27 protein-coding genes are annotated in these 26737 nt (G+C 71.4%); 13 read left to right on the top strand and 14 right to left on the bottom strand.

From position 1 onward, the window contains the following. Positions 1-440 precede the first annotated feature (440 nt). A complete protein-coding gene (locus ACGFZK_RS18680; protein WP_393850076.1) occupies positions 441-998 on the top strand; it encodes a DUF4383 domain-containing protein in 558 nt (185 codons plus the stop codon). Between the two features lie 76 nt (positions 999-1074). Continuing rightward, positions 1075-1293 (top strand): zinc ribbon domain-containing protein, encoded by a 219-nt coding sequence (locus tag ACGFZK_RS18675; RefSeq protein ID WP_393849953.1) that lies wholly within the window; start codon positions 1075-1077, stop codon positions 1291-1293. A 15-nt stretch (positions 1294-1308) separates the two neighbouring features. Here the strand turns inward: ACGFZK_RS18675 and ACGFZK_RS18670 are convergent, their stop codons facing one another. The 4 genes from ACGFZK_RS18670 to ACGFZK_RS18655 are packed head-to-tail and all read right to left on the bottom strand — an operon-like array spanning position 1309 to position 6515. Continuing rightward, a complete protein-coding gene (locus ACGFZK_RS18670) occupies positions 1309-1968 on the bottom strand; it encodes an O-methyltransferase (protein ID WP_393849952.1) in 660 nt (219 codons plus the stop codon). Beyond that, complete coding sequence (locus ACGFZK_RS18665; protein ID WP_393849951.1) at positions 1965-2795, bottom strand: HAD family hydrolase; 831 nt, start codon at positions 2793-2795, stop codon at positions 1965-1967. The genes ACGFZK_RS18670 and ACGFZK_RS18665 overlap by 4 nt, the downstream gene beginning before the upstream one ends. Further along, on the bottom strand, positions 2792-5299 hold the full coding sequence (locus tag ACGFZK_RS18660) for a phosphoribosyltransferase (RefSeq protein ID WP_393849950.1): 2508 nt from the start codon (positions 5297-5299) through the stop codon (positions 2792-2794). The genes ACGFZK_RS18665 and ACGFZK_RS18660 overlap by 4 nt, the downstream gene beginning before the upstream one ends. Before the next feature lie 49 nt (positions 5300-5348). Then, complete coding sequence (locus ACGFZK_RS18655) at positions 5349-6515, bottom strand: HpcH/HpaI aldolase/citrate lyase family protein (RefSeq protein WP_393849949.1); 1167 nt, start codon at positions 6513-6515, stop codon at positions 5349-5351. A gap of 194 nt (positions 6516-6709) precedes the next feature. Here ACGFZK_RS18655 and ACGFZK_RS18650 point away from each other — a divergent pair, with 194 nt between their 5' ends. Then, positions 6710-7468, top strand: a complete 759-nt coding sequence (locus ACGFZK_RS18650) for a TerD family protein (RefSeq protein ID WP_393849948.1) — start codon at positions 6710-6712, stop codon at positions 7466-7468. 93 nt (positions 7469-7561) lie between these two features. Here ACGFZK_RS18650 and ACGFZK_RS18645 read toward each other — a convergent pair whose 3' ends face one another. From ACGFZK_RS18645 to ACGFZK_RS18620, 6 genes are all read right to left on the bottom strand, one after another. Next, positions 7562-8302 (bottom strand): Tellurium resistance, encoded by a 741-nt coding sequence (locus tag ACGFZK_RS18645; RefSeq protein WP_393849947.1) that lies wholly within the window; start codon positions 8300-8302, stop codon positions 7562-7564. Positions 8303-8425: 123 nt separating this feature from the next. Next, on the bottom strand, positions 8426-9541 hold the full coding sequence (locus ACGFZK_RS18640) for a DUF475 domain-containing protein (protein ID WP_393849946.1): 1116 nt from the start codon (positions 9539-9541) through the stop codon (positions 8426-8428). 25 nt (positions 9542-9566) lie between these two features. Next, positions 9567-10142 carry a TerD family protein gene (locus tag ACGFZK_RS18635; RefSeq protein WP_393849945.1) on the bottom strand — a complete coding sequence of 192 codons (576 nt, stop codon included), beginning with the start codon at positions 10140-10142 and terminating at the stop codon, positions 9567-9569. A 130-nt stretch (positions 10143-10272) separates the two neighbouring features. Next, the gene (locus tag ACGFZK_RS18630) at positions 10273-10848 is read right to left on the bottom strand and encodes a TerD family protein (protein ID WP_030009302.1); all 576 of its coding nucleotides are present in this window, start codon (positions 10846-10848) and stop codon (positions 10273-10275) included. Positions 10849-11013: 165 nt separating this feature from the next. Further along, entirely contained in the window at positions 11014-11472 is a 459-nt protein-coding gene (locus tag ACGFZK_RS18625; RefSeq protein WP_382506205.1) for a peroxiredoxin, read from the bottom strand. A 150-nt stretch (positions 11473-11622) separates the two neighbouring features. After that, complete coding sequence (locus ACGFZK_RS18620) at positions 11623-12048, bottom strand: DUF3052 domain-containing protein (protein ID WP_327262317.1); 426 nt, start codon at positions 12046-12048, stop codon at positions 11623-11625. Positions 12049-12509: 461 nt separating this feature from the next. Between ACGFZK_RS18620 and aceE the strand changes: the two genes are divergently transcribed. After that, the gene (gene aceE / locus ACGFZK_RS18615; RefSeq protein ID WP_393849944.1) at positions 12510-15242 is read left to right on the top strand and encodes a pyruvate dehydrogenase (acetyl-transferring), homodimeric type; all 2733 of its coding nucleotides are present in this window, start codon (positions 12510-12512) and stop codon (positions 15240-15242) included. 134 nt (positions 15243-15376) lie between these two features. Continuing rightward, the gene (locus ACGFZK_RS18610; RefSeq protein ID WP_393849943.1) at positions 15377-16231 is read left to right on the top strand and encodes a potassium channel family protein; all 855 of its coding nucleotides are present in this window, start codon (positions 15377-15379) and stop codon (positions 16229-16231) included. Here the strand turns inward: ACGFZK_RS18610 and ACGFZK_RS18605 are convergent. Then, entirely contained in the window at positions 16212-16613 is a 402-nt protein-coding gene (locus ACGFZK_RS18605; protein WP_314250821.1) for a peptidase inhibitor family I36 protein, read from the bottom strand. The genes ACGFZK_RS18610 and ACGFZK_RS18605 overlap by 20 nt on opposite strands. A 469-nt stretch (positions 16614-17082) precedes the next feature. On the opposite strand from ACGFZK_RS18605, the gene ACGFZK_RS18600 reads away from it, so the two are divergent. From ACGFZK_RS18600 to ACGFZK_RS18590, 3 genes are all read left to right on the top strand, one after another. Continuing rightward, on the top strand, positions 17083-17748 hold the full coding sequence (locus tag ACGFZK_RS18600; protein WP_393849942.1) for a TetR/AcrR family transcriptional regulator: 666 nt from the start codon (positions 17083-17085) through the stop codon (positions 17746-17748). A 219-nt stretch (positions 17749-17967) separates the two neighbouring features. After that, positions 17968-19119 carry an alpha/beta hydrolase gene (locus tag ACGFZK_RS18595; protein ID WP_393850075.1) on the top strand — a complete coding sequence of 384 codons (1152 nt, stop codon included), beginning with the start codon at positions 17968-17970 and terminating at the stop codon, positions 19117-19119. A 66-nt stretch (positions 19120-19185) separates the two neighbouring features. Continuing rightward, a complete protein-coding gene (locus ACGFZK_RS18590) occupies positions 19186-20046 on the top strand; it encodes a DUF4429 domain-containing protein (protein ID WP_393849941.1) in 861 nt (286 codons plus the stop codon). Positions 20047-20058: 12 nt separating this feature from the next. Here ACGFZK_RS18590 and ACGFZK_RS18585 read toward each other — a convergent pair whose 3' ends face one another. Together ACGFZK_RS18585 and ACGFZK_RS18580 are read right to left on the bottom strand one after the other, a co-directional pair. Further along, complete coding sequence (locus ACGFZK_RS18585; RefSeq protein WP_393849940.1) at positions 20059-21081, bottom strand: aldo/keto reductase; 1023 nt, start codon at positions 21079-21081, stop codon at positions 20059-20061. Beyond that, positions 21078-21476 (bottom strand): MerR family transcriptional regulator, encoded by a 399-nt coding sequence (locus ACGFZK_RS18580; RefSeq protein WP_393849939.1) that lies wholly within the window; start codon positions 21474-21476, stop codon positions 21078-21080. Before ACGFZK_RS18580 ends, ACGFZK_RS18585 begins: the two co-directional genes overlap by 4 nt. Before the next feature lie 78 nt (positions 21477-21554). Here ACGFZK_RS18580 and ACGFZK_RS18575 point away from each other — a divergent pair, with 78 nt between their 5' ends. Then, entirely contained in the window at positions 21555-22373 is an 819-nt protein-coding gene (locus ACGFZK_RS18575) for a serine hydrolase domain-containing protein (RefSeq protein ID WP_393850074.1), read from the top strand. Between the two features lie 15 nt (positions 22374-22388). Here the strand turns inward: ACGFZK_RS18575 and ACGFZK_RS18570 are convergent, their stop codons facing one another. After that, positions 22389-23051 (bottom strand): pirin family protein, encoded by a 663-nt coding sequence (locus ACGFZK_RS18570; protein ID WP_393849938.1) that lies wholly within the window; start codon positions 23049-23051, stop codon positions 22389-22391. A 92-nt stretch (positions 23052-23143) separates the two neighbouring features. On the opposite strand from ACGFZK_RS18570, the gene ACGFZK_RS18565 reads away from it, so the two are divergent. The 4 genes from ACGFZK_RS18565 (at position 23144) to ACGFZK_RS18550 (ending at position 26699) form a co-directional block, all read left to right on the top strand. Beyond that, positions 23144-24361: a PucR family transcriptional regulator gene (locus ACGFZK_RS18565; protein WP_393849937.1), complete on the top strand. Its 1218-nt coding sequence runs from the start codon at positions 23144-23146 to the stop codon at positions 24359-24361. Between the two features lie 89 nt (positions 24362-24450). Then, positions 24451-25368, top strand: coding sequence for an ACP S-malonyltransferase (locus tag ACGFZK_RS18560; RefSeq protein ID WP_393849936.1), 918 nt, complete (start codon positions 24451-24453; stop codon positions 25366-25368). 19 nt (positions 25369-25387) lie between these two features. Then, complete coding sequence (locus ACGFZK_RS18555) at positions 25388-26392, top strand: ketoacyl-ACP synthase III (protein WP_393849935.1); 1005 nt, start codon at positions 25388-25390, stop codon at positions 26390-26392. Between the two features lie 58 nt (positions 26393-26450). After that, positions 26451-26699, top strand: coding sequence for an acyl carrier protein (locus ACGFZK_RS18550; protein WP_030009997.1), 249 nt, complete (start codon positions 26451-26453; stop codon positions 26697-26699). The last annotated feature ends 38 nt before the right edge of the window (positions 26700-26737 follow it).

Raw genomic sequence — 26737 nt, 5'->3', positions numbered from 1 at the left:
TGGCGGTGGGGGCTTGGGGTTTCGGGGTGGGGTGCGCGGGGGGGCCGGGCGCGACCCCCGGGGGCGGGGGGGGGCCCCCCCCCCCCCCCCCCCCCCCCCCCCCCCCCCCCCCCGAGGGGCCCCTTTCGGATCCGGATGGCCCGGCCGGCTCGACCGTGCCGGGCCCGGCACGGTCCGGAGGAGGCGGCCTGGCAGGGGGCGCGGCCGGGAGGGCTGGCGTTCGGGGCGGGTGCGGCGGATGCTGGGAGGGATACGGACCAGAGGAGGGCACCATGGCTGCCCACACGCCCCCCAAGCCTCCCGTAACCCATGAGCCCTATGTGGCTCATGCGGCGTACGGGTGCACCGAGCCGCATGAGCACTACGCGCCCTACGTGGCCCACGAGCCCGATCCCGATGCCCCTGCTCCACCGCGCTTCGCCGACACGGTCTCCCGCCGCATGGAGCGCGCGCTGCATCCGGTCAACGCGCGGCTCGACGATCATCTGCCCACGGACCACAAGCTCAGCCAGGTGTACCGGGTCGGGGCGGGTCTGACGGGCCTGCTGCTGGTCGTGTTCGGGATCCTGGGGCTGATCAACCGGATCGGGTTCTTCGACACCGGCGGCGACACCGTGCTCGCCCTCAGCACCAACGGGGCGCTGAGCGTCCTGTCGATCTGCATCGGTGCGCTGCTGTTCTTCGGGATGGTGGTGGGCGGCACCTTCGCCTCGACCCTGAACATCGTGCTGGGCGTGCTGTTCATCGCGAGCGGGTTCGTGAATCTCGCGCTGCTGGACACGGAGCTGAACTTCCTGGCCTTCGAGATCCAGAACGTGCTGTTCAGCTTCGTCGTCGGCGTGATGCTGATGTGGTTCGGGATGTACGGGCGGGTGGGCAGTGCCCTGCCGCACGACAATCCGTACTGGCGTGCCCGCCACCCCGAGCAGGCGGCCCGGGAGGACCGGGCGCGGCGCGTTCCGGGGCGGGCGCCCGTAGTGCACGGCCGCTGTCCGTAACCGCGCGATGCGCGGCTGCCGGACGGAGCCGCGCCGTACGTAGCGCACGGGAGCCGGGCGCGCTTAGCCTGTGCGCATGCCTCGATACGAATTCCGCTGCCGGACCTGCGACGACACCTTTGAGGTCAGCCGGCCCATGGCCGAGTCCTCCGCGCCCGCCGACTGCCCGGCGGGACACGCCGACACCGTGAAGCTGCTGTCCGCCGTGGCCGTGGGCGGCTCGAACAGCGGCGCCCCCGCGCCCGCGATGGGTGGCGGCGGGGGCGGCTGCTGCGGTGGCGGCGGCTGCGGCTGAGCCCGGGCGCGAGCGTCAGCGCTTGCGCGACAGGGTCAGGCCGTCCGAGATCGCCAGGAGGACGGAGTCCATGCGCGGGTCCGCCGAGACGTGGTCGTTGAAGGCGCGGACTCCGGCCGCCGCGCCGGTGGCCGACTCGTCGAGGACCGTGCCGTGGTACAGCGTGTTGTCGGTGACGATCAGGCCGCCCGGGCGCAGCCGCGGGACGAGCTCCTCCCAGTAGGCGATCTGGCTCTGCTTGTCCGCGTCCACGTAGGCCATGTCGATGTGCGGTTCGGCCGGCATCGCGCGCAGGGTCTCCAGTGCGGGTGCGATGCGCAGCTCGATGCGGTCCGCGACGCCCGCGTCCTCCCAGGCCTGCCGGCCGTACTGCGTCCACTCCTCGGAGACGTCGCAGGCGATGAGGCGGCCGTCCGCGGGCAGCGCCTGGGCCATGGAGAGGGCCGAGAAGCCGGTGAAGGTGCCGACCTCGACGATGTGGCGGGCGCCGGTCAGCCGGACCAGGAAGGCCAGCAGGGGCCCCTGCTCCTCCGCCGACTGCATCCCGGCCACGTCCGGGAACTTGGCGTACGTCGTCGCCACCAGCCCCCGCTGGACGCGGTCCAGCGGGGGGTTGTGGTCGAGCATGTACCGGTAGAGCTCGTCCGTGATCTTGGTGCTGTTGCCCTTGGTCATGCACCCAGTCTGCCGAGTCGGGCCGTCTCCCGGGCGAATGCGCGCACGATTTCCTCGCCCGCCAGGACGCCCGCCGTGGCCAGCGCGGTCACCGACGGCGCCGTCCAGGCCGCGTCGGCCAGTTCGCCGTGGCCCGGGCGCCAGCCGGCGTCCGCCGCCAGCAGCAGGTCCGCGTCCAGCAGGGAGTCGCCGGCCGCGAGCGTCGTGGTGGCTCCCGTGCGGCGGGCGACCTCGTACATCGCGGCGCTCTTGGTGAGCGGGCGCGGGACCGCGTAGATCTTGCGGCCCTGGAGGGAGACCGTCCAGCCGCGCTCCTCGGCCCACCGGGCCAGGGTCTTGAGCCATTCGTCGGGGACCAGGTCCCTTTCGACGACGAGGTACGCGAAGAGGTCCTCCGCGAGGCGCGCCTTGCGCAGCCATGCCGGGTCGGCCACGGCCAGCAGGTGCTGGTGGACCTCCTCCAGGGGGGCGCACTCCTCGGCGAGGCGCGCGGCGACCTGGCGTCGCCAGTCCCGGTCCGGGACCCCGTCGACGAGGAGCTGCCCGCCGTTGGCACAGATGGCGTACGGGGCCGGGCGGCCGGGGAAGCGGATGCGCTGGTACTGCTTGCGGGTCCGGGTGGTGGTGGGGACGAAGACCACCGAAGGATCGGCCGTCAGCTCCGCCAGCAGTCCCGCCGCCGTTTCCGTCATGTAGGACAGCGGCTTGCTCTCGTGGACCTCGACGCACAGCAGCCGGGGGGCCACCGGGTCGGGCATGGTCAGACCGAGGGCGGCCGCCGAGTAGATGAGCGTACGGTCGAGATCACTGGCTACGAGGACAGTCACTTCGAGGCCACAGCCTTTCCGTCGGCGCCCGTGGCGCCGCGCGTGTATCGGGGGTGGATGAGGCCTACGCACGTGTAGGGCAGGCCGTCGACCTCTTCCACCGGGACGCCGCGCTGCTCGGCGAGCAGCCGTACGTGGTCCAGGTCGGCCCCGGCGCCGCGCTGCGCCAGGATCTTCCACGGCACCCGGCGCAGCAGGACGCGGGTGGTCTCGCCGACGCCGGGCTTGACGAGGTTCACGTCGTGGATGCCGTACTCCTCGCTGATCCGCTCGACCGCCGCCCAGCCCTCCCAGGTGGGGGTGCGGTCGGCCGCGAGGAGTTCCTTGACCTCCTCGGCGACGGCGTCGGCCACCCCGTCGAAGTGGGCGGCGACGCTGTCGACGAATGCGACGGAGACGTCGGCTCCGGCGAGCTCGCGGTAGAACTTCGCGCCGTGGAAGTCGTCGGGACCGACCAGGTCGGACCTCAGAACCGTACGCGAGATGAGACCGGACACCGTGGAATTGAGACAGGCCGAGGGGATCAGGAAGTCCTCGCGGGTGCCGTACGTGGGCACGCAGGAGCCGGGGTCGGCGAGGACGACGATCTCCGGGTCGAAGCCGGGGAACTCCTGCAGGGCGACCTTGAGCTCGCGGGTGATGGCGCCCTTGCCGGTCCAGCCGTCGACGAAGACGACGTCGGCGGGGTCGTGGTGGGCGGCGAGCCAGCGCAGGGCGTTGGCGTCGATGCCGCGGCCGCGCACGATGGAGACGGCGTAGTGCGGCAGGTCCAGGCCGTGGCGGGCGCGCGCCCAGCGGCGCATCAGGACGCCTACGGGGGTGCCGGCGCGGGCCAGGGAGACGAGGACCGGGGACGGGGAGCGCTCGGCGAGTACGGTCTCGGTGACCGTGCCGACGGCGCGGGCCATGCGGGCGGCGGAGGCGGTCAGCGCGCTCCGGTACAGCTCCTGGTACTGCGGGGAGGGCTGGTACTCGACGGGCAGGGACTCGGCGTAGTGCGCGCCGCCCGCCTGTATCGCCTCTTCGCGCTCCTCCGTCGGCGCCTCCAGTTCGACGTCGGAGAAGTCCTGGAGCAGCCAGCCGACGTCCTCGGGGGCGTACGAGGAGAAGGCGGGTCCGCGCAGCGGCTCGCGCAGGGTCGGCTCGGTCGGCTCGGTCATGATCGGCTTCGGCTCCCGCCGGTCGGGTACGTAGGACGGGACGACGGCCAGCACGAGGCGGCCGGTGTGCGGGGCGAGGGCCGCCAGCAGTCCCGTGTGCAGCTCGGGGGTGTCCCCGGCCGAGTCCACGACGGCGACGACGGCGTCGAAGCCGGCGCCGTCCGTGCTGTGGACGTTGTAGGCGTAGCGGTCGCCGGGGCCGTCGGCCGGGGCGTCGTGGGCCGGGAAGACCAGCCGGGTGCGGATGGCGTAGCCGGGGTCGTCCACGGCGAGCACGGGCGAGCGGGTGGTGGTCGAGAAGCGGACCTCGCGGGCCGCCCCCGCCTCCTCCAGGGCCTTGGCGAGGCGCAGCGGCGCGTACATCAGCTCCTCGTTGCCGAGTACGAGGACCCGCCCCGCGGGGGCTTCGCCGAGTGCGGCGGTGAGCTGGCCGGCCAGGGCGGGCAGGGCCGCCTCCAGGCGGGTGCGGTGCGCGGCGGTGAAGCCGTGGCGGCCGCCGTCGGGGACGCCTGCCGGCCAGTTCAGGTCCACGCGGATGACCGGCCGCGGGTCGCCGGCCGGGGCCGCCGCCGGGACGCCGCCGCCGGCCCTGACCTGGTCAGCGGCCGGGGTCTCGTACTGCTCGACCAGTGCCCGGCCCTTGGCCAGGACGCCGTCCGGCAGGGCGACCGTGCCCGAGGCGAGGGCGATCAGGTCCACGCGTGCGCCCAGCTCGGCGGCGAAGGCGGTGAGCCGGTCGCGGTCGGCCGCGGAGCGCATGTCGACGAGGGCGACGACCACGTAGTGCGCGCGGGGGTGGCGGGCGTGCAGGTCGCGGATGGTGTTCAGGACGGTGTTGCCGGTGGAGAACTCGTCGTCGACGAGGACCAGGGGGCCGTTGCCGGCGAGCAGCCGCGGGTCCTCGGGCAGCAGCAGGTGCGAGGTGGCGTGCGAGTGCGCCTCCTCGAAGCCGCCGGCCTGCTCCACACCCGGGACGGGCCGTCGGGTGGAGTGCAGGTAGGGGGCCGGGCCGAGGCCGTCGGCGACGCAGTGGCCGAGGCCGGTGGCGGTCTCGGCGTAGCCGAGGACCACGGCGGTCGCGGCGGCTTCCTCGCCGAGCAGCGCCCGTACGCGTTCGCCGAGCCCGTGCCCGGCGGCGTAGACGACCTGCGGGGACTGCGGGACGTGCTTGCCCAGCACCTGCGAGACCAGCAGGTGCGCCCGCTTGGGGTTGCGCCGCAGGGCCAGTCCGAGCAGCTCTGTCAGCCGCGGACTGCCACCGGAGTCCTGCAGGCTCACGCCCAGCCGGTCCGCGACCCAGGTACCCGACCACACTGCTTCGATCGTCTTGCCTTTCCTCGTCATCGTCATTGTCCGTGCCCGTCCCGGCGTCCGCGCGGGCGGGCGGGCGTGCTCACACCTGGAGCCCGGCGGTGAGGAGGTCGACGAAGCCGACCTCCTCCCTGGCCACACCGAAGACCTCTGCGCGCAGCATGGTGCGCTCGGCCCAGGCCCGGTGGGGCTTCACCTCGTTCATCTTGTTCGTGTAGGCGGAACGCATCACTCCGCCGCCGCCGCGCTCGGGTCGCAGGATGTCCTGCGCGTCGCAGAACTCCTCGTGCGAGACCACCGACAGCGCGTGCACGGGCGTGACGTGGGCGGGGTGGATGCAGGTCTTGCCGAGGAGCCCGTTGGCCCGGTCCAGCTCGATCTCGCGCAGCAGTCCGTCCAGGTCGTGCTCGATGAGGGCGGTGCGCAGTTCCTCCACGCCCTCCTCCAGGAAGGGGCTGCGACGCAGCTGGGGCTTGAAGAGGCGCTGCTGGCTGCGGAAGTACTCCCAGACGGGCCCGGTGACGGTGAAGCCGGTGCCGTCGGCGCGGCTGAGGACGTTGACGACGTCCGCGATGACGCCCGCCACGATCTGGACGTCGTAGGCGGTCATGTCGGGCGTGCGCCGCAGGCCGTAGGCCGAGCAGAAGTCGGTCACGCCGAGCCGCAGCGCCAGGACCCGCTCGCGGTGGCTGTTGACCGTGCGGGAGATGCCGGCGAGGGCCTCGACGCGGGTTTCGAGGTGGAGGAGGTCCGGGGTCTCCAGGACGGGCATGGCGTAAAGGCGGGGCAGCGCGGCGGCCGCCTCCGCTTCGGCGACGGCTTCGAGGAAGGCGATCCCGCGCTTCTCGTCGAACTTCGGGAGCACGAAACCGGCCAGCCGCCGTACGGAGCCGCCGAGCCGGCGCACCAGGTCGGGTATCTGCTCGGGCGTGCGGACGCGGATGAAGAGCAGCGGGAGCTCCGCGGCGTCGTCGTCGAGCTCGGAGAAGTGCCGGACGAGGTTCTCCTCGGCTCCGGCGACGTCGCCGTCGCTGATGGAATCCTCCAGGCAGAGCACCATGGAGACGACTCCGCGGGCGGCCTGCTTGCGGATGTCCGCGGCGAGGGTGGGGCGGGTGGCGGGGCTGTAGAGCGTGGCTCCCAGGGCCGCCGCGAGGACGCGGGAGGGCGAGGCTCCGGTGAATTCCGCCGGTTCCTGGTGGAAGAGGTCCTTACGGACGGTGGGCGTTATGTGCCCAAAGTGACGCATGTGCTTCCCCCGTACTGCCTCGGCGGCCCAACTGGCATGGCCGGTAATAGTACGTACGAACGTGAGTCAAGAGTTCCTCAAGCACATGAAGTTCAGGTAACCCTCTTGCACCATGCCCAGGTCTCGCGTTCGAGACAAGGCCCTACGGGGGGCCGCATTGTCCCTGTCCACCCCGGGAGGGCAGGATGACGTGCATGACGCACGCGATGCAGAAGGGCTCGAACATCCCGGTGGCCGCCGTGGCGGTGCGGGCGGTGCTGCGCTGGACCGGCGGCCCCGAGGTGCCGGACGTGGACGCCTCGGCGCTGCTCGTCGGCCCGGACGGCCGGGTGCGTTCGGACGAGGACTTCGTCTTCTACAACCAGCCCCGGCATCCCTCGGGAGCCGTCTGGCGGCTCGGCAAGAAGCAGATCGGCGAGGCGATCACCGACGCCGTCCAGGTCGACCTGCGCACGGTGACCCCGACGGTGGGCCGGATCCTGGTGGTCGCCTCGGCCGAGGACGTCCCCTTCCGCCGGGTCCACGACCTGCGGATCCTGCTCTACGACGCCTCCCCGACCGGCAGCTCCGAACCGCTGGCCTACTTCGACGTACGGCCCGAGACCGGCGCCGAGACGGCGCTGATCTGCGGTGAGCTGTACCGCCGGGGCGAGGCGTGGAAGTTCCGGGCGCTCGGCGAGGGCTACTCCGACGGCCTGGTGGGCCTGGCGACCGACCACGGGATCTCGGTCGACGAGACCGCCGCCGAGCCCGACGCGGGCCCCGCGGCCGGCCCCGCCTCCGGGCCCACCTCGGAGCAGACGGCGATGATGGCCCCGCCCACGCAGGCCCCGCCGCCCATCCAGCCCGCCTACGGGTACCCGCAGCCGGTGTCCCCGGCCCCCGTGCCGGGTCCGGGCGGCGATCCGTCGTTCCGGCTGCCGGTGCAGGGCCCGCAGTTCATCCGCCGCTGACCCCGCTCACGCCGAGGCCCGGCCCGGCCGCCGCCCGTGACGCACCCCGGGCGGGGCTCGTCCTGCCGCGGCGGGGCCGGCGGCGGGCTCCGGTCAGCTCTTGGTGCTCTTGTAGCCCCGTCCCCACTGGAGCCCCCAGCCGTACAGCCGGTCGAGCTCGGCCTGGAACCCGTACACGAACTTCACCTCGCGCCGCACGACGAGCTCGCCCTTGACCTTCTCCAGGGAGACGACCGCGCAGGAACGGGCCTGCGGGTGCCGCTCGTCCAGCGGGATCTCGATCCGCGGCCCCGTGACGGGGTAGAGCGTCACCATGGCGTGCGTCCGGTCGAAGGCGGGGGTCTGGTCGTAGATGTAGACGAAGACCAGCAGCCGCTTGATGTCCTCGGCGTGGTCGAGGTTGACGTAGAGCGTCTCGCCCGAGGCCGATCCGAACCGGTCGTCCCCGCTGAGCTTCACGTACGGCGGGTCGTTGAGGTCGCCGAGCAGGTTCCCCAGCGGCTGCACCGCGCCGCGGGTGCCGTCCGTCAGCTCGTACAGGCAGCCCATGTCGAGGTCGACGTTGACCATGCCCTGGGTGTGCGCCTGCACCAGGTCCGGCTTGAACAGCTTGAACGGGTGCCGGAAGAGCTGGCCGCTCTGGCCGGAGCGGCCGCCGATGTCCGAGGTGCGCATGCGCCAGGACAGATTGACGCGCAGATTGCCGTGAACGGCCCCCTGTTTGGTGAGCGACACCGTCGAATGCCGCTTGGTCAGTTCGATCGCGTTCGACGAGGCACTGCCCGACTGGAACTGCACCGCCCGGCTGCCCAAGATGCCGTCGAAGAAGCCCATCCCCTACCCCCCTGGTCCCCTGATCCCCTTGATCGGCCTGAGCCTACGGAAGCGGGGCGGCCCGCCGGGTCCGTGAACCCGGTGGACCGCCCCGCAATGGAGCGTTCCGCATTACCGCCGCGGTCATGCCTCGGCGGTGGAACCCTCCAGTTCCAGGCGCTTGTTGCGGCGCACGGAGGACCAGAAGGACCATCCGATGAGCAGCACGCCGACGAGACCGGTGATGATCTCGTTGATCTCGTACTGGATGGTGACGAGCAGGATCACGGCGAGCGCGCCGATGGCGTAGTGCGCGCCGTGCTCCAGGTACACGTAGTCGTCGAGGGTGCCCTGGCGGACCAGGTAGACCGTCAGCGACCGGACGTACATGGCACCGATACCGAGGCCGAGGGCCATCAGCACGATGTCGTTGGTGATGGCGAAGGCGCCGATGACCCCGTCGAAGGAGAAGGAGGCGTCGAGGACTTCGAGGTAGAGGAACATGAAGAAGGCGGCCTTGCCGGCCATGGCGACGGCCGAGACGGGCTTGCCGCTCTTCTTGGCCTCCTCCTCGGCCTCGTGCTCGGCCTCCTCCTCTTCCTCCAGCTTGTTCTCGAAGTAGCCGGAGAGGCCGCCGACGATCATGTAGGTGATCAGGCCGAGGACGCCGGAGATCAGGACGGTCTGCGCCTTGTCCACGTGGACGCCACCGTGCTGGTGGGCGTTGGCCCCGACGGTCATGGAGGCGATGACCAGGACGATCAGCGCGATGCAGGCGGACAGCATGTCGACCTTGCCGAGCTTGGCGAGCGGCCGCTCAAGCCAGGCGAGCCACTTGATGTCACGGTCCTCGAAGATGAAGTCGAGGAAGATCATCAGCAGGAACATGCCACCGAAGGCGGCGATGGACGGGTGGGCGTCCGTCACCAGCTGCTCGTACATGTCCTTGTCGGACAGGGCGAGGTCCACGGCCTCGATGGGCCCGATCTTGGCGCTGATCGCGACGATCACGACGGGGAAGACCAGTCGCATACCGAAGACCGCGATGAGGACGCCGACGGTGAGGAAGATCTTCTGCCAGAAGGCATTCATCTTCTTCAGGATTCCGGCGTTGACCACCGCGTTGTCGAAAGACAGCGAGATCTCGAGGACCGACAGGATCGCGACGATACCGAAGGCCTGCCACCCCCCGTAGAACACCGCTGCGACCAGACCGAGCGCAGTGATTGCGAACGACCAGCCGAAGGTTTTGAGAACCACTGGCACCCCATCGTCTTGTACGGCTTTACGAAACGTTGACCCCGAAGTCTAGAGCGATGCCTCGGAGCCCCGACGCGTACCCCTGCCCCACCGCACGGAACTTCCATTCACCCCCGTAGCGGTAGACCTCGCCGAAGATCATCGCGGTTTCGCTGGAGGCGTCCTCGGAGAGGTCGTAGCGGGCCAGTTCCTGGCCGTCCGCCTGGTTCACCACGCGGATGAAGGCATTGCTGACCTGGCCGAAGCTCTGCCGGCGGGAGTCCGCGTCGTGGATCGAGACCGGGAAGACGATCTTGTCCACCGACTCCGGCACCTTGGTGAGGTCGATGATGATCGACTCGTCGTCGCCTTCACCCTCGCCGGTGAGGTTGTCCCCTGTGTGTTCGACGGAGCCGTCGGGGCTCTTCAGGTTGTTGTAGAAGACGAAGTACTCGTCCCCCAGCACCCGGCCGCTGTTGCACAGCAGCGCGCTGGCGTCGAGGTCGAAGTCGGCTCCCGTGGTCGAGCGCGCGTCCCATCCGAGACCGATCAGAACCCTGGTCAGGTTCGGTGCGGCCTTGGAGAGGGAGACATTGCCCCCCTTGGCGAGTGTGACGCCCATGTTGTGGTCCTCCCCGGACGACGGTGTGGCGGGTGCGGCGGTGTGCCGTCTGCGGTGGTGTCCGCAGGTAAAGCCGGTCCGGCGCCGTACACACAGTGCACGGCGCCGGACGGACGGACTGCTCTCGGGCTCAGACGTTGACGCCGAAGTCCTGCGCGATGCCGCGCAGGCCCGAGGCGTAACCCTGGCCGATGGCGCGGAACTTCCACTCCGCACCGTTGCGGTACAGCTCACCGAAGACCATGGCGGTCTCGGTCGAGGCGTCCTCGGAGAGGTCGTACCGGGCGAGCTCGGTGTTGTCGGCCTGGTTCACGACGCGGATGTACGCGTTGCGGACCTGGCCGAAGCTCTGCTGGCGGCTCTCGGCCTCGTAGATCGAGACCGGGAAGACGATCTTGGCAACGTCGGCCGGGACGCCGGCCAGGTTGACCTTGATCGCCTCGTCGTCGCCCTCGCCCTCACCGGTGGTGTTGTCACCGGTGTGCTCCACCGAGCCGTCGGGGCTCTTCAGGTTGTTGAAGAAGACGAAGTTCGCGTCGCTGGTGACCTTGCCCTGGTCGCTGGTCAGGATCGCGCTGGCGTCGAGGTCGAAGTCGACACCGGTGGTGGTGCGAGCATCCCAGCCCAGACCGACGATGACCGCCGTCAGGTTAGGCGCGGCCTTGGTCAGCGAGACGTTGCCGCCCTTGCTGAGGCTGACTCCCACGGGTCCTCCATTGGGTTCTGTGTGTGGGGCGGTGCCCCGTCGTGCAGGGGCCCTCCCGGCCGTGACCGGGGGAGCTACCGGATCAACGTTTCGATCCTAGTGACGGGTTCCCGCCTGTAAGCGGTTTTCGCAGGGAAAATGCGCGTACGGACCGCGCGGGCGCGCTCAGAGACTGTCGAGCGCCTTGATGTACTCGTTCAGGTCACGTGCGTCGGGCAGTCCGTTGACGACAGTCCAGCGCACGACGCCGTCCTTGTCGATGATGAAGGTGCCGCGGACCGCGCAGCCCTTGGCCTCGTCGAAGACCCCGTACGCGCGGGAGGTTTCCCCGTGCGGCCAGAAGTCCGACAGCAGCGGGTACTCCAGACCCTCCTGCTCGCCGAAGACCCGCAGGGTGGGCACGGAGTCGTTGGAGACCGCGAGGAGCTGCACGTCGTCGTTCTGGAAGCGCGGCAGCTGGTCGCGCAGCTCGCACAGCTCGCCGGTGCAGACACCGGTGAAGGCGAACGGGTAGAAGAGCAGCACCACGGCCTTCTCGCCCCGGAAGTCGGAGAGCCGCACGGCCCGGCCGTGGTTGTCCTTGAGCTCGAAGTCCGGAGCCTTGTCGCCGACCTCGATCGCCATCTCTCGCATCCCTTCGTTCCCGCATCCCCGCGTTGGGCTGTTCGGGTGGGTCCACCCTAGGGGGACCGGGTCCCCGGAACGCACGCACCCCGCCGACCGGAGGGGACTCCGGCCGACGGGGTGCGTGTCCGCTTGGCTGCGGGGCGCGGCTCAGCGCTTGGACTTGGCCACCTTGGGCGTGGCCAGCTTGGTCGCCGTCCACTCCTTGCCGATGGGGAGACCCTTGGCCAGCGAGAGGCCCGCGGTCTCGGCCGCCTCGCTGATGTCGCTGGCCTCGACGAAGCCGGGCTTGCCGGTCTTCGGGGTGACCAGCAGGATCAGGGCGTCGTCCTCGACGAGCTCGGTGGCATCGACCAAGGTGTCCGTCAGATCGCCGTCGTCCTCCCGGAACCACAGCAGCACCGCGTCGGCGACGTCGTCGTAGTCCTCGTCGACGAACTCCTCGACGAACTGCTCGACGGCATCACGGAAATCCTGATCGACGTCGTCGTCGTAGCCGATCTCCTGGACCACCTGTTCGGACTGGAAACCCAGCCGGGCGGCCAGGTTCTCCGCGTGGTCCGCGGTCGCGCTCACGGGGTGCCTCCTGCTCATGTTCGGTGAATGTCTCTCGGCGGCGCGCGTACGCGCAGCATTGGGCGTAGTCCACACGGGCGCGGCGGATCGCGCAAGTACCCGGCCGCCGAGACCGTCGAAACGGTGACGATTACGGCCGTCTCGCCGCAACTTTCAGCCTTCCCGTGCGCCCCTCTCGTGATTCATCCCACACCATTCCAGCTCATTCGGCATCATCGTCGACGCTTGATGCCTTTCCTACCTGTTTGAGGGACGAACGACCTTACGAAGGGGGCGCCCGGGTTGGGCGTAAGGTTGCGGTTTGGCCGGACTCGTTACGGATCCCCGCCGATCCTCACCCCCCGGGTTCCCTGCGATTTCCAGGGATTACCCGGTGGTAAAGATGAAGATTTCGGCCCAGCGTAAGAGCATGGGAGGCGGCGAACCCAAGGCACGACTCCCCCCGACAGCGAAGGAACAGCGTGGCTTCCGCATCCGATCGCAATCCGATCATCATTGGCGGCCTGCCGAGTCAGGTCCCGGACTTCGATCCGGAGGAGACGCAGGAGTGGCTCGACTCCCTCGACGCCGCCGTCGACGAGCGGGGCCGTGAACGTGCCCGCTACCTGATGCTGCGGCTGATCGAGCGGGCCCGCGAGAAGCGCGTGGCCGTGCCCGAGATGCGCAGCACGGACTACGTCAACACGATCGCCACCCGGGACGAGCCGTTCTTCCCCGGCAACGAGGAGATCGAGCGCAAGGTCCTCAACGCCACCCGGTGGAACGCGGCCGTCATGGTCTCGCGCGCCCAGCGTCCCGGGATCGGCGTCGGCGGCCACATCGCCACGTTCGCCTCCTCCGCCTCCCTCTACGACGTGGGCTTCAACCACTTCTTCCGGGGCAAGGACGAGGGCGACGGCGGCGACCAGATCTTCTTCCAGGGTCACGCCTCCCCCGGCATCTACGCCCGCGCCTACCTCCTGGACCGGCTCTCCGAGCAGCAGCTCGACTCGTTCCGCCAGGAGAAGTCGAAGGCGCCGTACGGCCTTTCGAGCTACCCGCACCCGCGGCTGATGCCGGACTTCTGGGAGTTCCCGACCGTCTCGATGGGCCTCGGCCCGCTCGGTGCGATCTACCAGGCGCGGATGAACCGGTACATGGAGGCGCGCGGGATCGCGGACACCTCCAAGTCCCACGTTTGGGCGTATCTCGGCGACGGCGAGATGGACGAGCCGGAGTCGCTCGGCCAGCTGTCGATCGCCGCGCGCGAGGGCCTGGACAACCTGACCTTCGTCGTCAACTGCAACCTCCAGCGCCTCGACGGCCCGGTGCGCGGCAACGGCAAGATCATCCAGGAACTGGAGTCGATCTTCCGCGGCGCCGGCTGGAACGTCATCAAGCTGATCTGGGACCGCTCCTGGGACCCGCTGCTGGCCCAGGACCGCGACGGGATCCTGGTCAACAAGATGAACTCGACCCCCGACGGGCAGTTCCAGACGTACGCCACCGAGTCGGGCGAGTACATCCGCGAGCACTTCTTCGGCGGGGACCAGCGGCTGCGCGCGATGGTCGAGAACATGTCCGACCAGCAGATCCAGCACCTGGGCCGCGGCGGTCACGACCACAAGAAGGTCTACGCGGCGTACGCGGCGGCCAAGGCCCACAAGGGCCAGCCGACGGTGATCCTGGCGCAGACGGTCAAGGGCTGGACGCTCGGCCCGAACTTCGAGGGCCGCAACGCCACGCACCAGATGAAGAAGCTGACGGTCGACGACCTCAAGCGCTTCCGCGACCGCCTGCACATCCCGATCACGGACGCGCAGCTGGAGGGCGGGGCGCCGCCGTACTACCACCCGGGCCGCGATTCGCCGGAGATCCATTACATGCACGACCAGCGCAACGCTCACGGCGGCTACGTGCCGACCCGTGTCGTGCGCGCCAAGCCGCTGCAGCTGCCGGGCGACGCGGCGTACGCGGCGGCGAAGAAGGGCTCGGGGCAGCAGTCGATCGCCACGACGATGGCCTTCGTCCGCATCCTGAAGGACCTGATGCGGGACAAGGAGATCGGCAAGCGCTTCGTGCTGATCGCGCCCGACGAGTACCGCACCTTCGGTATGGACGCCTTCTTCCCGAGCGCCAAGATCTACAACCCGCTGGGCCAGCAGTACGAGGCGGTCGACCGCGACCTGCTGCTCGCGTACAAGGAGTCCCCGACCGGCCAGATGCTGCACGACGGCATCTCGGAGGCGGGCTGCACGGCCTCGCTGATCGCCGCGGGTTCGGCGTACGCGACGCACGGCGAGCCGCTGATCCCGGTCTACGTCTTCTACTCGATGTTCGGTTTCCAGCGCACGGGTGACCAGTTCTGGCAGATGGCCGACCAGCTCGCGCGCGGTTTCGTCCTCGGCGCGACCGCGGGGCGGACCACCCTCACGGGTGAGGGCCTCCAGCACGCCGACGGTCACTCCCAGCTGCTGGCCTCGACGAACCCGGGCTGCGTGGCGTACGACCCGGCCTACGGGTACGAGATCGCGCACATCGTCCGGGACGGTCTGCGGCGGATGTACGGCCCGCAGGCGGAGGACGTCTTCTACTACCTGACCGTCTACAACGAGCCGATCCAGCACCCGGCCGAGCCGGCGGACGTCGACGTGGACGACATCCTGAAGGGCATCCACCGGGTGTCGCAGGGCACCGAGGGCACGATCGGGGCGCAGCTCATGGCCTCGGGCGTGGCGGTGCCGTGGGCGCTGGAGGCGCAGCGGATCCTGGCCGCCGACTGGGGCGTCCGGGCGGACGTCTGGTCGGCGACCTCCTGGAACGAGCTGCGCCGCGAGGCGGTCGAGGTGGAGGAGCACAACCTGCTCCACCCGGAGGAGGAGCAGCGCGTCCCGTACGTGACGCGGAAGCTGTCCGGTGCGGAGGGGCCGTTCGTGGCGGTCTCGGACTGGATGCGGGCGGTTCCGGACCAGATCTCGCGGTGGGTGCCCGGTGCGTACACCTCGCTGGGCGCGGACGGCTTCGGCTTCGCGGACACCCGTGGTGCCGCGCGGCGCTTCTTCCACATCGACGCGCAGTCGGTGGTCCTGGCGACGCTCACCGAGCTGGCCAGGGCGGGGAAGATCGACCGCTCGGCGCTGAAGCAGGCGATCGACCGGTACCAGCTGCTGGACGTGGCGGCGGCGGACCCGGGCCCGGCGGGCGGCGACGCGTAGCGCCCGCGGGCCGGACGGGGTGAGGGCGGGCCGGTGATCCGGACCCGCCTCCTCCCCGGGCCCCGGGTGACGGGAGCGGGTCCCGGCTGCGGCCGGGGCCCGCTCCCGTTTACGGGTTCCCTACGATGCTCGGCATGAAGGAACCCTCACGTCAGCGGCAGTGGGAGCGGCGGATCCAGATCCCGCTGCTCGTGCTCGCCGTGGTGTTCGCGGTCGCGTACGCCGTCCCCATCGTCGCTCCGGACGCCGACGCGGGCGTGCACCGCGCCTGCACCTACGCGGAGTGGACGGTGTGGGGTGCCTTCGCCGTCGACTACCTCGTACGGCTGGGCCTGACGGGCGACCGCAAGCACTTCGTGCGCACGCACTGGCTGGACCTGGCCGCGGTGGTGCTGCCGCTCGTCCAGCCGCTGCGGCTGCTGCGGCTGGTGGCCACCTTGATGCTGGTGGGCCGCCGGGCCCGGATGGCCCCGCAGGTCCAGCTGACGACCTACGTGGCCGGGGCCGTGGTGGGCCTGCTGATGTTCGGCTCGCTGGCGGTGCTGAGCGTGGAGCGGGACGCTCCCGACGGCAACATCAAGAACCTGGGCGACGCCGTGTGGTGGTCCTTCACCACGATGACGACGGTCGGGTACGGGGACCACTCCCCCACGACCGGCCTGGGCCGGTTGCTGGCGGTCGGCCTCATGCTGTCCGGCATCGCCCTGCTGGGTGTGGTCACCGCGAACATCGCGGCCTGGTTCATCGCGCGCTTCGAACGCGACGACCAGGCCGAACGGCTCCAGCTGGCCGCTCTCCTGGAGCTCCAGGCGGAGGTACGGGCGCTGCGCGGCGAGGTCGCCCGGCTGGGCGGCCCGGCGGCCGAGGCGGCGGCCGGCGTGGCCGGGACGGCGGCCGGCGTGGCCGGGACGGCGGCCGGCGTGGCCGGGACGGCGGCCGATCGGCCGAACGCCCCGGCGCAGCGGGAAGCTACCTCTCCCACACCTTGAACGCCCGCACCTGGTAGGGCGACTGGGGCAGCCAGACCCCGTCGCCGGGGTAGGTCTGGAACTCGCCCGTCTCCGCGCACTCGGCCGACTGGTACGTCGTGACCGGGCGCCCGGTGCGGTTGGTGAGGGACTGGGCGCTGGTCCCGGCCGGCAGCGCGGTGCAGCTGTTGATGTCCAGGTTGCTCAGCTCATGGGTCTGCCGGGCTCCCTTGAACTCCGGTTTCGCCCACAGGCACAGCTGCCCGGTCGCGCAGGCCCCGAGGGCCGGCGGGCCCGCGGCGTGGGCCGTGGTGGCCGTACTCGGGATGAGGGCGGTGAGGGCCAGGACGGTCGCGGCCAGGGTGGTCGTGGTGGTGGCTCGGGTGCTTCGACACGTACGCATGACGGGTCAGCTCCTTGTGGACGGCGGGCGCCCGGACCGTTTCCGGAGCTCCGCGGACACCACGCTGACCTGCGACGACGGTCGGGCGGAAGAGGCCCGGGGCGGGTCCACCCTGATAGGCGACAGCCTCGCCGGAACCCTCCGGCGGGGCTGTCGCCCGTACGGAGTTGACGCCTCCGGGAGCCGGCGGGCCGGGCCCGAGGCCGCCCGGGCGGGGCTGCGGCCGGGGCTGCGGCCCGGGCGCGGTCCCGGCCGGTGGCGACCCGAACGTGTCATGCGCGAGGGGTCGCGGGGGGGGGGGGGGGGGGGGGGGGGGGGGGGGCGGGGGGCGGGGGGCCCCCCCCCCCCCCCCCCCCCCCCCCCCCCCCGCCCCGCGGACGGCACGTCGACACCCCCGGCGGAGCCGTCTCCCTCCCGTCCGTCACCGGTACTCTGACCGCCCACTCGGCGTCAGGAAGGAGCCTCCGCGGTGGTGATCGACGAGCGGTCGGCGACGGCCGCGCCGGTGACCGGACTGCGCGAACGCAAGAAGCGGCGCACCCGGAACGCCCTGCTGCGCGCCGCCCTCCTGCTGTTCCTCTCCCAGGGGTACGAGCGCACCACCGTCGACGAGATCACCGACGCCGTGCACGTGTCCCAGCGCACCTTCTTCCGCTACTTCGCCAACAAGGAGGAGGTCGTCTTCGCCCTCCAGGAGCTGGTCGAGTCGCGGTTCGTCGCCGAACTGCGCGCCCGGCCGGCCGCCGAGGGACCCTTCGAGGCCATGCGGGGCGCGGCGCTCGCCGTCTGGGACTCCGTCGAGGCGGCCCTGTCCGAGGTGGTCCCCGTCGACCTCTACATGCGCAGCTACCGGCTGATCGAGTCCACCCCGGCGCTGCTCGCCGTGCACCTGCGGCGCTCCACCGAGCTGGAGGAACGGATCTCCCGGCTGATCGGCGCCCGCGAGGGCCTCGACGTGGACGCCGATCCGAGACCCCGGGTCGCCGTCGCCGCGTTCTGCGGCGTGATGCGGCTCACCGGGCGGCTCTGGGGAGCGGGCGAGGACACCAGCGTGGAGTCGATCCGGGGGCTGACGGAGACGTACCTCGACCGGATCGGCCCGGCTCTGACCTCGAGTTGGCGCAGTCCCGCCTAGCCGGAGCGCCCGCGCCGTCCGGTCCGCGGGAGCGGCGCGCACTCCCCCGCCCGGTCCTCACGGGGTCCCACGGTCGGCCGTGAGACCGGTCACCCGGCACGCCCGTGGCGTAAGACGTCTCATAGGCTGGTCACAGTGAACGTGCCCGGCCTCGCCCACCCCACCGCCCTCGGCGCCGACCCGCGCCCTGCCGCCCTGCGCGCCCTGCTCGCGCTGGCGGTGGTCTTCATCATGCTGGCGACCACCGGCTGGACGGCCGTGCACCGGCCCGAGGGGGGTACTCCGCTGCGGGTCACCGCCCTGGCCGCCTGGGCCAAGGTGCGCATCGACGGCCGCCCGGTGCCGTCCGCGGAGGCCCCCGCGCGGACGGTGGCCCGTTTCTTCGCCGGCCTCGACGGCGCCCAGCGCGACCGGCTCGCCGAGGGCTATCCCCTCGTCGTCGGCAACCTCGACGGGGCCCCCGCCGCCGTTCGCTACCGGGCCAACCTGCAGGGCCTGGAACAGGCCCGCCGGGTCGAGGAGGCCCGCAGCCGCGACGTCGCGCTGACCCCGGCCGACCGGGCCACGGCCACCCGGCGCTCCCACCGCTTCGCCTCGCTCGCCGAGCCGGGCCGGCAGATCCTCGCCTTCGACCCGACCGGCGGCGGCCGCGTGGCCGAGGTCTTCGGTGACCTCACCCGCGCCGAGCGGGTCTCGGTGATCGTCCCCGGCGTCGACACCGACCTGCTCACCTTCGAGCGCAGCCAGCGCCGCCTGACCTCCCCGGTCGGCATGGCCGAGTCCCTGTACGAGGCCCAGCGCGCGGCCGAGCCGGGCAGCCGGACGGCGGTCATCGCCTGGGCCGGCTACACCGCCCCCACCGGGGTCGGGATGGACGCCGCCACGGGCCGTATGGCCGTCGACGGCGCCGTCCTGCTGAAGGCCCTCACCACCTCCCTGCCCGGAGACGCGAGCGTGGCGCTGTTCTGCCACAGCTACGGATCGGTGGTCTGCGGGGTCGCCGCGCACGAGCTGCCGCGCCGGGTGACCGACGTGGTGGTGGCGGGCAGCCCGGGCATGCGCGCGCAGAACGTCGCAGGGCTGCACACCACGGCGCGGGTCTGGGCGACGCGCGACGAGGGCGACTGGATCGCGGACGTACCGCACCTGGAGGTCGGCGGGCTGGGCCACGGCGCCGATCCGGTGTCCCCAGCGTTCGGCGCGCGGCTGCTGTCCTCGGCCCGGGCGAAGAGCCACACCGGCTATTTCGCGCCAGGAACGGACTCGATGGACAACTTCGCGCGGATCGGAACCGGCGCATTCGCTTCCGTTGTCTGCGCGACCGGGGACGATGCCTGTCGGCGTGGAATTTCCGGGACAGAGCAGGACTGACGCGCGTAGAGGCACGGAAAACGGGCCCGGCAACCGGGGGGACGCACGGGGGCGCCGCCCTTTACGATGTGCCGCATGGGTGACGTACTGGCCGGAAACCATGCCGTCTGGGAGTTCGACTCGGACTCGGTGCTCATCCGCTTCGCACGGGGGATCAGAACGCCGCGGCTGCCAAGGCTCTTCCACGCCCTCGGCTCGCGCCGAATCCCTCTCGAAGCGGTGTCCGCCGTGACTGTGACCGTGACCGGCGGCAAACGGGACACGGTGGTTCTGCGTGCCGTCCCGCGGCCGGGCGCCGATCCGCTGATGGAGGCTGCCGCCGGGCAGCTGAAGGAGGCCTGCGACCCGTACCGCCTGGTGCTGCCGGGCGACCGGGCCCCGCTCGCCGCCGCCTTCGCCGACGCGCTGCGCTCCCGCCTCGGGCCGGACGCCGACGAGCCGTCCGAGCGCTTCCTCGTCGACGTGCCGCAGCCGCCGCTGCGCCTGAAGGCGTACGACGCCCGCGTGGGGTTCGACGGCTCGGCGGTCACCTTCCACTGGTCGCGCACGGGCGCCACCACCACCAAGTGGAAGGCGGGCGACCAGCGCTTCCCGCTGGCCGCCCTCACCGGCGTCGAGTGGTGTTCCCCCCAGGGCCCCGGCGGCCACCTGCGGCTGCAGCTTCGGGACAACCCCGGCGACCCGCGCCCGGACCACGACCTCGCGGCGGCCGTCTTCGGCCTGGGCTACGGGGCGGTGCACGAGTCGCTGCCGTTCGCCGCGGCCGTACTGGCCGCCCTGCGCGGCCGTACCCCGGTCGCCGCCGTGCCGCGGGCCCGCTCCGGCGACGACCGCCTGCGGCACCTGAGCGAGCTGCACGCGGCCGGGCTGCTCACGGACGCGGAGTACGCGGCGCTGCGCGACCGCTTCGCCGCCGAGTCCCTCTAGGCGTAGGCCGGCTCAGGCTTCCCGTGCCGCCGAGGTGGCGCTCATGTCCGGGTAGCGGTCGCCGGCGACCTGGTCGGCGATCGGCTCCAGCAGGTCCAGCTCGGCCTGTGTGAGGGTGATCCGGGTGGCCCCGGTGTTCTCGCGCAGCCGGGCCGCCTTGCGGGTGCCCGGGATCGGGACCACGGTCAGCCCGTGGACCTTCGCCCGCTGCTGGACCCAGGCCAGGGCGATCTGCGCCGGGCTCGCCCCGCGCTCGGCCGCGATCTCCCGGACCGGGGCCAGCAGCGCGGCGTTGGCCTTCGCGTTGTCGCCGTTGAACCGCGGCTGGTGGCGCCGGAAGTCGTCCTGCGACAGCTCCGCGGACGCGTCCGCGAAGGACCCGGTCAGGAAGCCCCGGCCGAGCGGGGAGTACGCCGCGACGGCCACCCCGAGCTCCGCCGCCGCGCCCACCGCGCTGCGCTCCACGTCCCGGCTGAACAGCGACCACTCCGACTGGAGCGCCGCGATCGGGTGCACGGCGTGCGCCTCGCGCAGCTCCGCGCCGGTGACCTCGCTGAGGCCGAGGTGGCGGACCTTGCCCTCCTGCACCAGCTCCGCCATGGCCCCGACCGACTCGCCGAACGGCACGGCCGGGTCGCGCCGGTGCATGTAGTACAGGTCGATGACGTCCACGCCGAGCCGGCGCAGGCTGGCCTCCACGGACGCGCGGACGTAGGCGCGGTCGTTGCGGATGCCGCGGTACTGCGGGTCGTCGGTGCGCTCTATCGCGAACTTGGTCGCCAGGGTGATCTCGTCCCGGTGCGCGGCCACGAAGGGCGCCAGGAACTCCTCGTTGCGGCCGCGGCCGTAGACGTCGGCGGTGTCGAAGAGGGTGACCCCGGCGGCCAGCGCCGCGTCCAGGGTCTCCCGGGCCGCCGCCTCGTCGGTGTCCCCGTAGAACTCGCTCATGCCCATGCAGCCGAGGCCCTGGACGCCGACCAGCGGGCCGCCCTTGCCGAGCTCGACCTGTTCGAGGGTGGTGCCGTGCTCCGTCATTGGTGTGCCTTCCCCGGTACCGATTTCATGGCGTACATATCGATCTTGTAGTCCAGTACGGCGAGTGCGTCCGTGAGCTCCGTGATCCGCGAACGCACCTCGCGGCGCGTGCGTTCCAGCAGCTCCCGGCGCTCCTCGACCGTGTGCCCGCCCTCGCGGACCAGTTCGGCGTACCGGACCATGTCCGCCACCGACATCCCCGTGGCCCGCAGCTTGCCCACGAAGGCCAGCCAGTCGAGGTCCTTGTCGGTGAAGCGCCGCTGTCCCGAGTGGGAGCGGTCCACGTGCGGCATCAGGCCGATCCGCTCGTACCAGCGCAGGGTGTGCTGGGTCAGACCGGTCCGGGCCTCGACCTCGCTGATCGTGTACCGCGTCTGCATCAGGCTCTGGCTCATGGCTCCACGCTAAAACCTTGGAGTGCACTCCAAGCAAGTAGGCTCGGCGGCATGGAGAGCGTGGAGGCCCTGAGCGGCATGGAAAGCCTGCGGATCATCGAGACCTGGCCGGTGCCGACCGCCGCGGCGGGCGTCGTACGGGCCGACGGGAGCCTGGCGGGCTCCCACGGGCCCGTCGACCACCGGTTCGCCCTCGCGTCGGTCACCAAGCCGCTCGCCGCGTACGCCGCCCTCGTCGCGTACGAGGAGGGGGCGATCGAGCTGGACGAGCCGGCCGGGCCCGAGGGGTCGACGGTCCGTCACCTGCTCGCGCACACCAGCGGCCTGGCCTTCGACGAGCACCGGGTGTCGGCGCCGCCCGGACAGCGCCGGCTGTACTCGAACGCCGGGTTCGAGGAGCTCGGCGACCACATCGCCAAGGCCACCGGCATCCCCTTCGCGGAGTACCTGCACCAGGCGGTCTTCGAGCCGCTGGGCATGACGCGGACCACTCTGGAGGGCTCGCCCGCCAAGGACGGCGTCTCCACCGTCTGCGACCTGCTGCGCTTCGCCGCCGAACTGCAGGCACCCCGGCTGCTGGACGTCCGTACGGTCGCCGAGGCCACCTCGGTCGTCCACCCCGGGCTCAAGGGCGTCCTGCCGGGCTACGGGCACCAGTCCCCCAACGACTGGGGCCTCGGCCTGGAGATCCGCGACCACAAGTCCCCGCACTGGACGGGCGCCTCCTCCTCACCGCGCGCCTTCGGCCACTTCGGCCAGGCCGGCACCTTCCTGTGGGTGGATCCGGACGCGCGCGCGGCGTGCGTGGCGCTGACGGACCGCGCCTTCGGACCGTGGGCGGTGGAGGCCTGGACCCCGTTCACCGACGCGGTGCTGGCCGAACTCCGCTCCCGCTAGGCGGCCCCTCCCCGGTCAGGCCGGGGAGGGGAACTCCCAGATCAGCAGCTCCCCCGGGGACCCGGCGACGACCTCGAGGTCCCGCTCCGCGGCGATCCGCACCGAGTCCCCGGGGCCCAGCTCCGCCCCGTCCAGGCGCAGGTCCCCGTGCACCACGTGCAGGTACACACGGTCCGCCGCCGGTACGGCGACGCGCTGACCCGCGCCGGGGCGCCGGACGTGCAGTACGGCGCCGGCCGCGGGCACCTCGTAGGACTCGGCGTCGGCGATCTGCCGGACGACCTCGTACGAGGGCTCGCCGCCCGCCGCGAGGGGCGCGAGCCACATCTGCACGAACCGCAGCCGTCCGACGCCGTCGTTGCGCTCCACGTGCCGCGCCCCGGATCCGGCGCTGAGCCGCTGCACGTCGCCGGGCCGTACGACGCTCTTCTCGCCGGTGCTGTCCTGGTGGGTGAGCTCGCCCTCGATCACCCAGGTCACGATCTCGGTGTGGCTGTGCGGGTGCTCGTCGAAGCCGGCGCCCGGCGCGAGGGTCTCCTCGTTGCAGGCCAGGACGGGCCCGAAGCGCAGGTTGTCCGGGTCGTAGGAGGCACCGAAGGAGAAGGCGTGCCGGCTGGTGATCCCGGCGGCCGGGTCCCCGCCCTCGTACCGGTCGGTGCCGGGGCGAACATCAATCATGAAGGCCACCGTAGACCCAGCCGGGGGCCGGGGCGCGGGCCGGACACGGGACCGGATCCCGCGCACCCGTCCCGATAAGGCAGTCTTGTCACGTGCCTCAACCCGAACGTGAGCATTCGCCCGCCACACACGCCGCGCATCCCGCTCCCGCCCATCCGCACACCGCGACGCTGCGCCGACTGGAGAAGTCCTCCGGGCGGCTGGCCGCCAACGCGATCGCGCGCATGGACGAGACCCTGCCGTGGTACCGGGCCATGCCGCCCGAGAACCGGTCCTGGATCGGCCTGGTCGCCCAGGCCGGTATCGCCGCGTTCACGGAGTGGTTCAGGCACCCGGAGACGCCGCAGGCGATCTCCACCGACGTCTTCGGGACGGCTCCGCGCGAGCTGACCCGCGCGATCACCCTGCGGCAGACCGTCGAGATGGTCCGCACCACGATCGAGGTCATGGAGGCCGCGATCGAGGAGGTGGCGGCCCCGGGCGACGAGTCGATCCTGCGCGAGGCGCTGCTGGTGTACGCCCGGGAGATCGCCTTCGCGACCGCCCAGGTGTACGCACAGGCCGCCGAGGCGCGCGGGGCCTGGGACGCCCGGCTGGAGTCCCTGGTCGTCAACGCGGTGCTGTCGGGTGAGGCGGACGAGGGTGCGCTGTCGCGGGCGGCGGCGCTGGGCTGGAACTCCCCGGAGCACGTGTGCGTGGTGCTCGGCACGGCGCCGGAGGGGGACAGCGAGCTGACGGTCGAGGCGATCCGGCGCGCGGCCCGCCATCACAAGCTCCAGGTCCTCACGGGTGTGCTCGGGGACCGTCTGGTGGTCATCGCGGGCGGCAGCGACAACCCGATCCAGGTGGCCAAGTCCCTGATCGGTCCGTTCGCGGCGGGTCCGGTGGTGGCCGGACCGGTGGTGTCCGACCTGCTGAACGCAACGAAGTCGGCGCAGGCCGCGGCGGCCGGGCTGAAAGCCGGCACGGCCTGGCAGGATGCCCCTCGACCCGTACTGGCGGACGATCTCCTGCCGGAGCGGGCCATTGCCTCCGATCCCGCTGCCAGGGATCAGCTGGTGGAGGAGATCTACAGACCACTGGAGGAGGCAGGGTCGGCACTACTGGAGACCCTGAGCGTCTACCTGGAGCAGGCGAGCAGCCTCGAAGGGGCGGCGCGGATGCTGTTCGTGCACCCCAACACGGTGCGCTACCGGCTGCGACGTGTGACCGACGTCACCGGATGGTCTCCTTCTGATGTCCGCTCGGCGTTCACGCTGCGGATCGCCCTGATTCTGGGGCGTCTGGCCGACGGCGATGCCCAGTCCTAGACTTTTGTCGGACATCAACAATTACCCCGACGGTTCTTCGTCCCTGTCCCCACGGGCGGCAGGGACCATCCACAAGAGAGAGTGTGAGGGTGCTCGTACTCGTCGCTCCCGGCCAAGGCGCTCAGACGCCCGGCTTCTTGACTCCCTGGCTCGAACTTCCCGGTGCCGCAGACCGCGTCGCCGCGTGGTCGGACGCCATCGGGCTGGACCTTGCCCACTACGGCACGAAGGCTGACGCCGAGGAGATCCGCGACACGGCCGTGGCCCAGCCCCTGCTGGTCGCCGCGGGTCTGCTGTCCGCCTCCGCGCTCGGTTCGCCGGCCGCGTTCGGCGCCGTAGCGGGCCACAGCGTCGGTGAGATCACCGCCGCCGCCTACGCCGGCGTCCTGTCCGAGGCGGACGCGCTGTCGTTCGTCCGGACCCGCGGTCTGGCCATGGCCGAGGCCGCCGCCGTCACCGAGACCGGCATGGCCGCGGTCCTCGGCGGTGACCGCGACGTGGTCGTCGCACACCTGGAGAAGCTGGGTCTGACGCCCGCCAACATCAACGGCGCGGGTCAGATCGTGGCCGCCGGCACGATGGAGCAGATCGCCGCTCTGGAGGCCGAGAAGCCCGAAGGCTCCATGAAGGTCGTCGCCCTCAAGGTCGCGGGCGCCTTCCACACGCACCACATGGCCCCCGCGGTCGCCACGCTGGCGAAGGCCGCCGAGGCCCTCACCCCGGCGGACCCGTCGCTGAAGTACGTCTCGAACAGGGACGGCCTCGTCGTCACCACGGGCGCCGACGTCGTCGCCCGCCTGGTCGGCCAGGTCGCCAACCCGGTCCGCTGGGACCTGTGCATGGAGACGTTCGGCGAGCTGGGCGTCACGGGGATCATCGAGCTCTGCCCCGGTGGCACCCTGACGGGTCTGGCCAAGCGCGCGCTGAAGGGCGTACCGAGCGTGGGTCTGAAGACCCCGGACGATCTCGACAAGGCCGCGGCGCTCATCGCCGAACAGACGGCCTGAGAGAAGGAGCCCACACAGCATGTCCAAGATCAAGCCGGCCAAGGGCTCCCCTTACGCCCGCATCCTCGGTGTCGGCGGCTACCGCCCGACCCGTGTGGTGCCCAACGAGGTCATCCTCGAGACCATCGACTCGTCCGACGAGTGGATCCGCTCCCGCTCCGGCATCGCGACCCGGCACTGGGCCTCGCCGCAGGAGACCGTCGCCGCGATGTCGGTGGAGGCCTCGGGCAAGGCGCTGGCGGACTCCGGTGTCGCCCCGGAGCAGATCGGTGCCGTGATCGTCTCGACGGTCTCGCACTTCAAGCAGACCCCGGCCGTCGCGACCGAGATCGCGCACCGGATCGGCGCGGGCAAGCCCGCCGCCTTCGACATCTCCGCGGGCTGTGCCGGATTCGGCTACGCCCTGACCCTGGCCAAGGGTCTGGTCGTGGAAGGCTCCGCGGAGTACGTCCTCGTCATCGGCGTGGAGCGGCTGTCGGACCTGACCGACCTGGAGGACCGCGCGACGGCCTTCCTGTTCGGTGACGGTGCCGGAGCCGTGATCGTCGGTCCCTCGGACGAGCCGGCCATCGGCCCCACGGTGTGGGGTTCGGAGGGCGACAAGTCCGAGACGATCAAGCAGACCGTGCCGTGGGACGAGTACCTCGGCAAGGACGGCGGCGAGAAGTTCCCGGCCATCACCCAGGAGGGTCAGGCGGTCTTCCGCTGGGCCGTCTTCGAGATGGCCAAGGTGGCCCAGCAGGCGCTCGACGCCGCCGGGATCACCGCGGACGACCTGGACGTCTTCATTCCGCACCAGGCGAACATGCGGATCATCGACTCGATGGTGAAGACTCTGAAGCTGCCGGAGCACGTCACGGTCGCCCGTGACGTGGAGACCACCGGCAACACCTCGGCCGCCTCGATTCCGCTCGCTATGGAGCGGCTCCTGGCGACCGGAGCGGCGAAGAGCGGCGACACCGCGCTCGTCATCGGCTTCGGGGCGGGACTCGTCTACGCCGCGACGGTCGTTACCCTCCCCTAGGGCCGGGATCCAACATCCCGCCCTGTTCCACCCCAGTTAGCTAGAGAAGGAGCGCCACATGGCCGCCACGCAGGAAGAGATCGTCGAGGGTCTCGCGGAGATCGTCAACGAGATCGCCGGTATCCCGACCGAGGACGTCGCGATCGAGAAGTCCTTCACCGACGACCTGGACGTCGACTCGCTCTCCATGGTCGAGGTCGTCGTCGCCGCCGAAGAGCGCTTCGACGTCAAGATCCCGGACGAGGACGTCAAGAACCTCAAGACGGTCGGCGACGCCGCTGACTACATCCTGAAGCACCAGGCCTGAGCCTGACGAGCGTTTGTCGCCACCTGGCGGTGGCGCCG

This window comes from Streptomyces sp. NPDC048257 (assembly GCF_043201855.1).
Classification (GTDB): Bacteria; Actinomycetota; Actinomycetes; order Streptomycetales; family Streptomycetaceae; genus Streptomyces.
The sequence above is the reverse complement of the archived record's forward strand: the minus strand, read 5'-3'. Positions and strand labels throughout refer to the sequence as shown.

Excerpts from the sequence above, each read along its gene's own strand:
- ACGFZK_RS18680 (WP_393850076.1), top strand. The coding sequence starts at position 441 with ATGGAGCGCGCGCTGCATCCGGTCAACGCGCGGCTCGACGATCATCTG.
- ACGFZK_RS18675 (WP_393849953.1), top strand. The coding sequence starts at position 1,075 with ATGCCTCGATACGAATTCCGCTGCCGGACCTGCGACGACACCTTTGAG.
- ACGFZK_RS18670 (WP_393849952.1), bottom strand. The coding sequence starts at position 1,968 with ATGACCAAGGGCAACAGCACCAAGATCACGGACGAGCTCTACCGGTAC.
- ACGFZK_RS18660 (WP_393849950.1), bottom strand. The coding sequence starts at position 5,299 with ATGACGAGGAAAGGCAAGACGATCGAAGCAGTGTGGTCGGGTACCTGG.
- ACGFZK_RS18655 (WP_393849949.1), bottom strand. The coding sequence starts at position 6,515 with ATGCGTCACTTTGGGCACATAACGCCCACCGTCCGTAAGGACCTCTTC.
- ACGFZK_RS18650 (WP_393849948.1), top strand. The coding sequence starts at position 6,710 with ATGACGCACGCGATGCAGAAGGGCTCGAACATCCCGGTGGCCGCCGTG.
- ACGFZK_RS18645 (WP_393849947.1), bottom strand. The coding sequence starts at position 8,302 with ATGGGCTTCTTCGACGGCATCTTGGGCAGCCGGGCGGTGCAGTTCCAG.
- ACGFZK_RS18635 (WP_393849945.1), bottom strand. The coding sequence starts at position 10,142 with ATGGGCGTCACACTCGCCAAGGGGGGCAATGTCTCCCTCTCCAAGGCC.
- ACGFZK_RS18625 (WP_382506205.1), bottom strand. The coding sequence starts at position 11,472 with ATGGCGATCGAGGTCGGCGACAAGGCTCCGGACTTCGAGCTCAAGGAC.
- ACGFZK_RS18610 (WP_393849943.1), top strand. The coding sequence starts at position 15,377 with ATGAAGGAACCCTCACGTCAGCGGCAGTGGGAGCGGCGGATCCAGATC.
- ACGFZK_RS18605 (WP_314250821.1), bottom strand. The coding sequence starts at position 16,613 with ATGCGTACGTGTCGAAGCACCCGAGCCACCACCACGACCACCCTGGCC.
- ACGFZK_RS18590 (WP_393849941.1), top strand. The coding sequence starts at position 19,186 with ATGTGCCGCATGGGTGACGTACTGGCCGGAAACCATGCCGTCTGGGAG.
- ACGFZK_RS18585 (WP_393849940.1), bottom strand. The coding sequence starts at position 21,081 with ATGACGGAGCACGGCACCACCCTCGAACAGGTCGAGCTCGGCAAGGGC.
- ACGFZK_RS18580 (WP_393849939.1), bottom strand. The coding sequence starts at position 21,476 with ATGAGCCAGAGCCTGATGCAGACGCGGTACACGATCAGCGAGGTCGAG.
- ACGFZK_RS18575 (WP_393850074.1), top strand. The coding sequence starts at position 21,555 with ATGGAAAGCCTGCGGATCATCGAGACCTGGCCGGTGCCGACCGCCGCG.
- ACGFZK_RS18570 (WP_393849938.1), bottom strand. The coding sequence starts at position 23,051 with ATGATTGATGTTCGCCCCGGCACCGACCGGTACGAGGGCGGGGACCCG.
- ACGFZK_RS18555 (WP_393849935.1), top strand. The coding sequence starts at position 25,388 with ATGTCCAAGATCAAGCCGGCCAAGGGCTCCCCTTACGCCCGCATCCTC.
- ACGFZK_RS18550 (WP_030009997.1), top strand. The coding sequence starts at position 26,451 with ATGGCCGCCACGCAGGAAGAGATCGTCGAGGGTCTCGCGGAGATCGTC.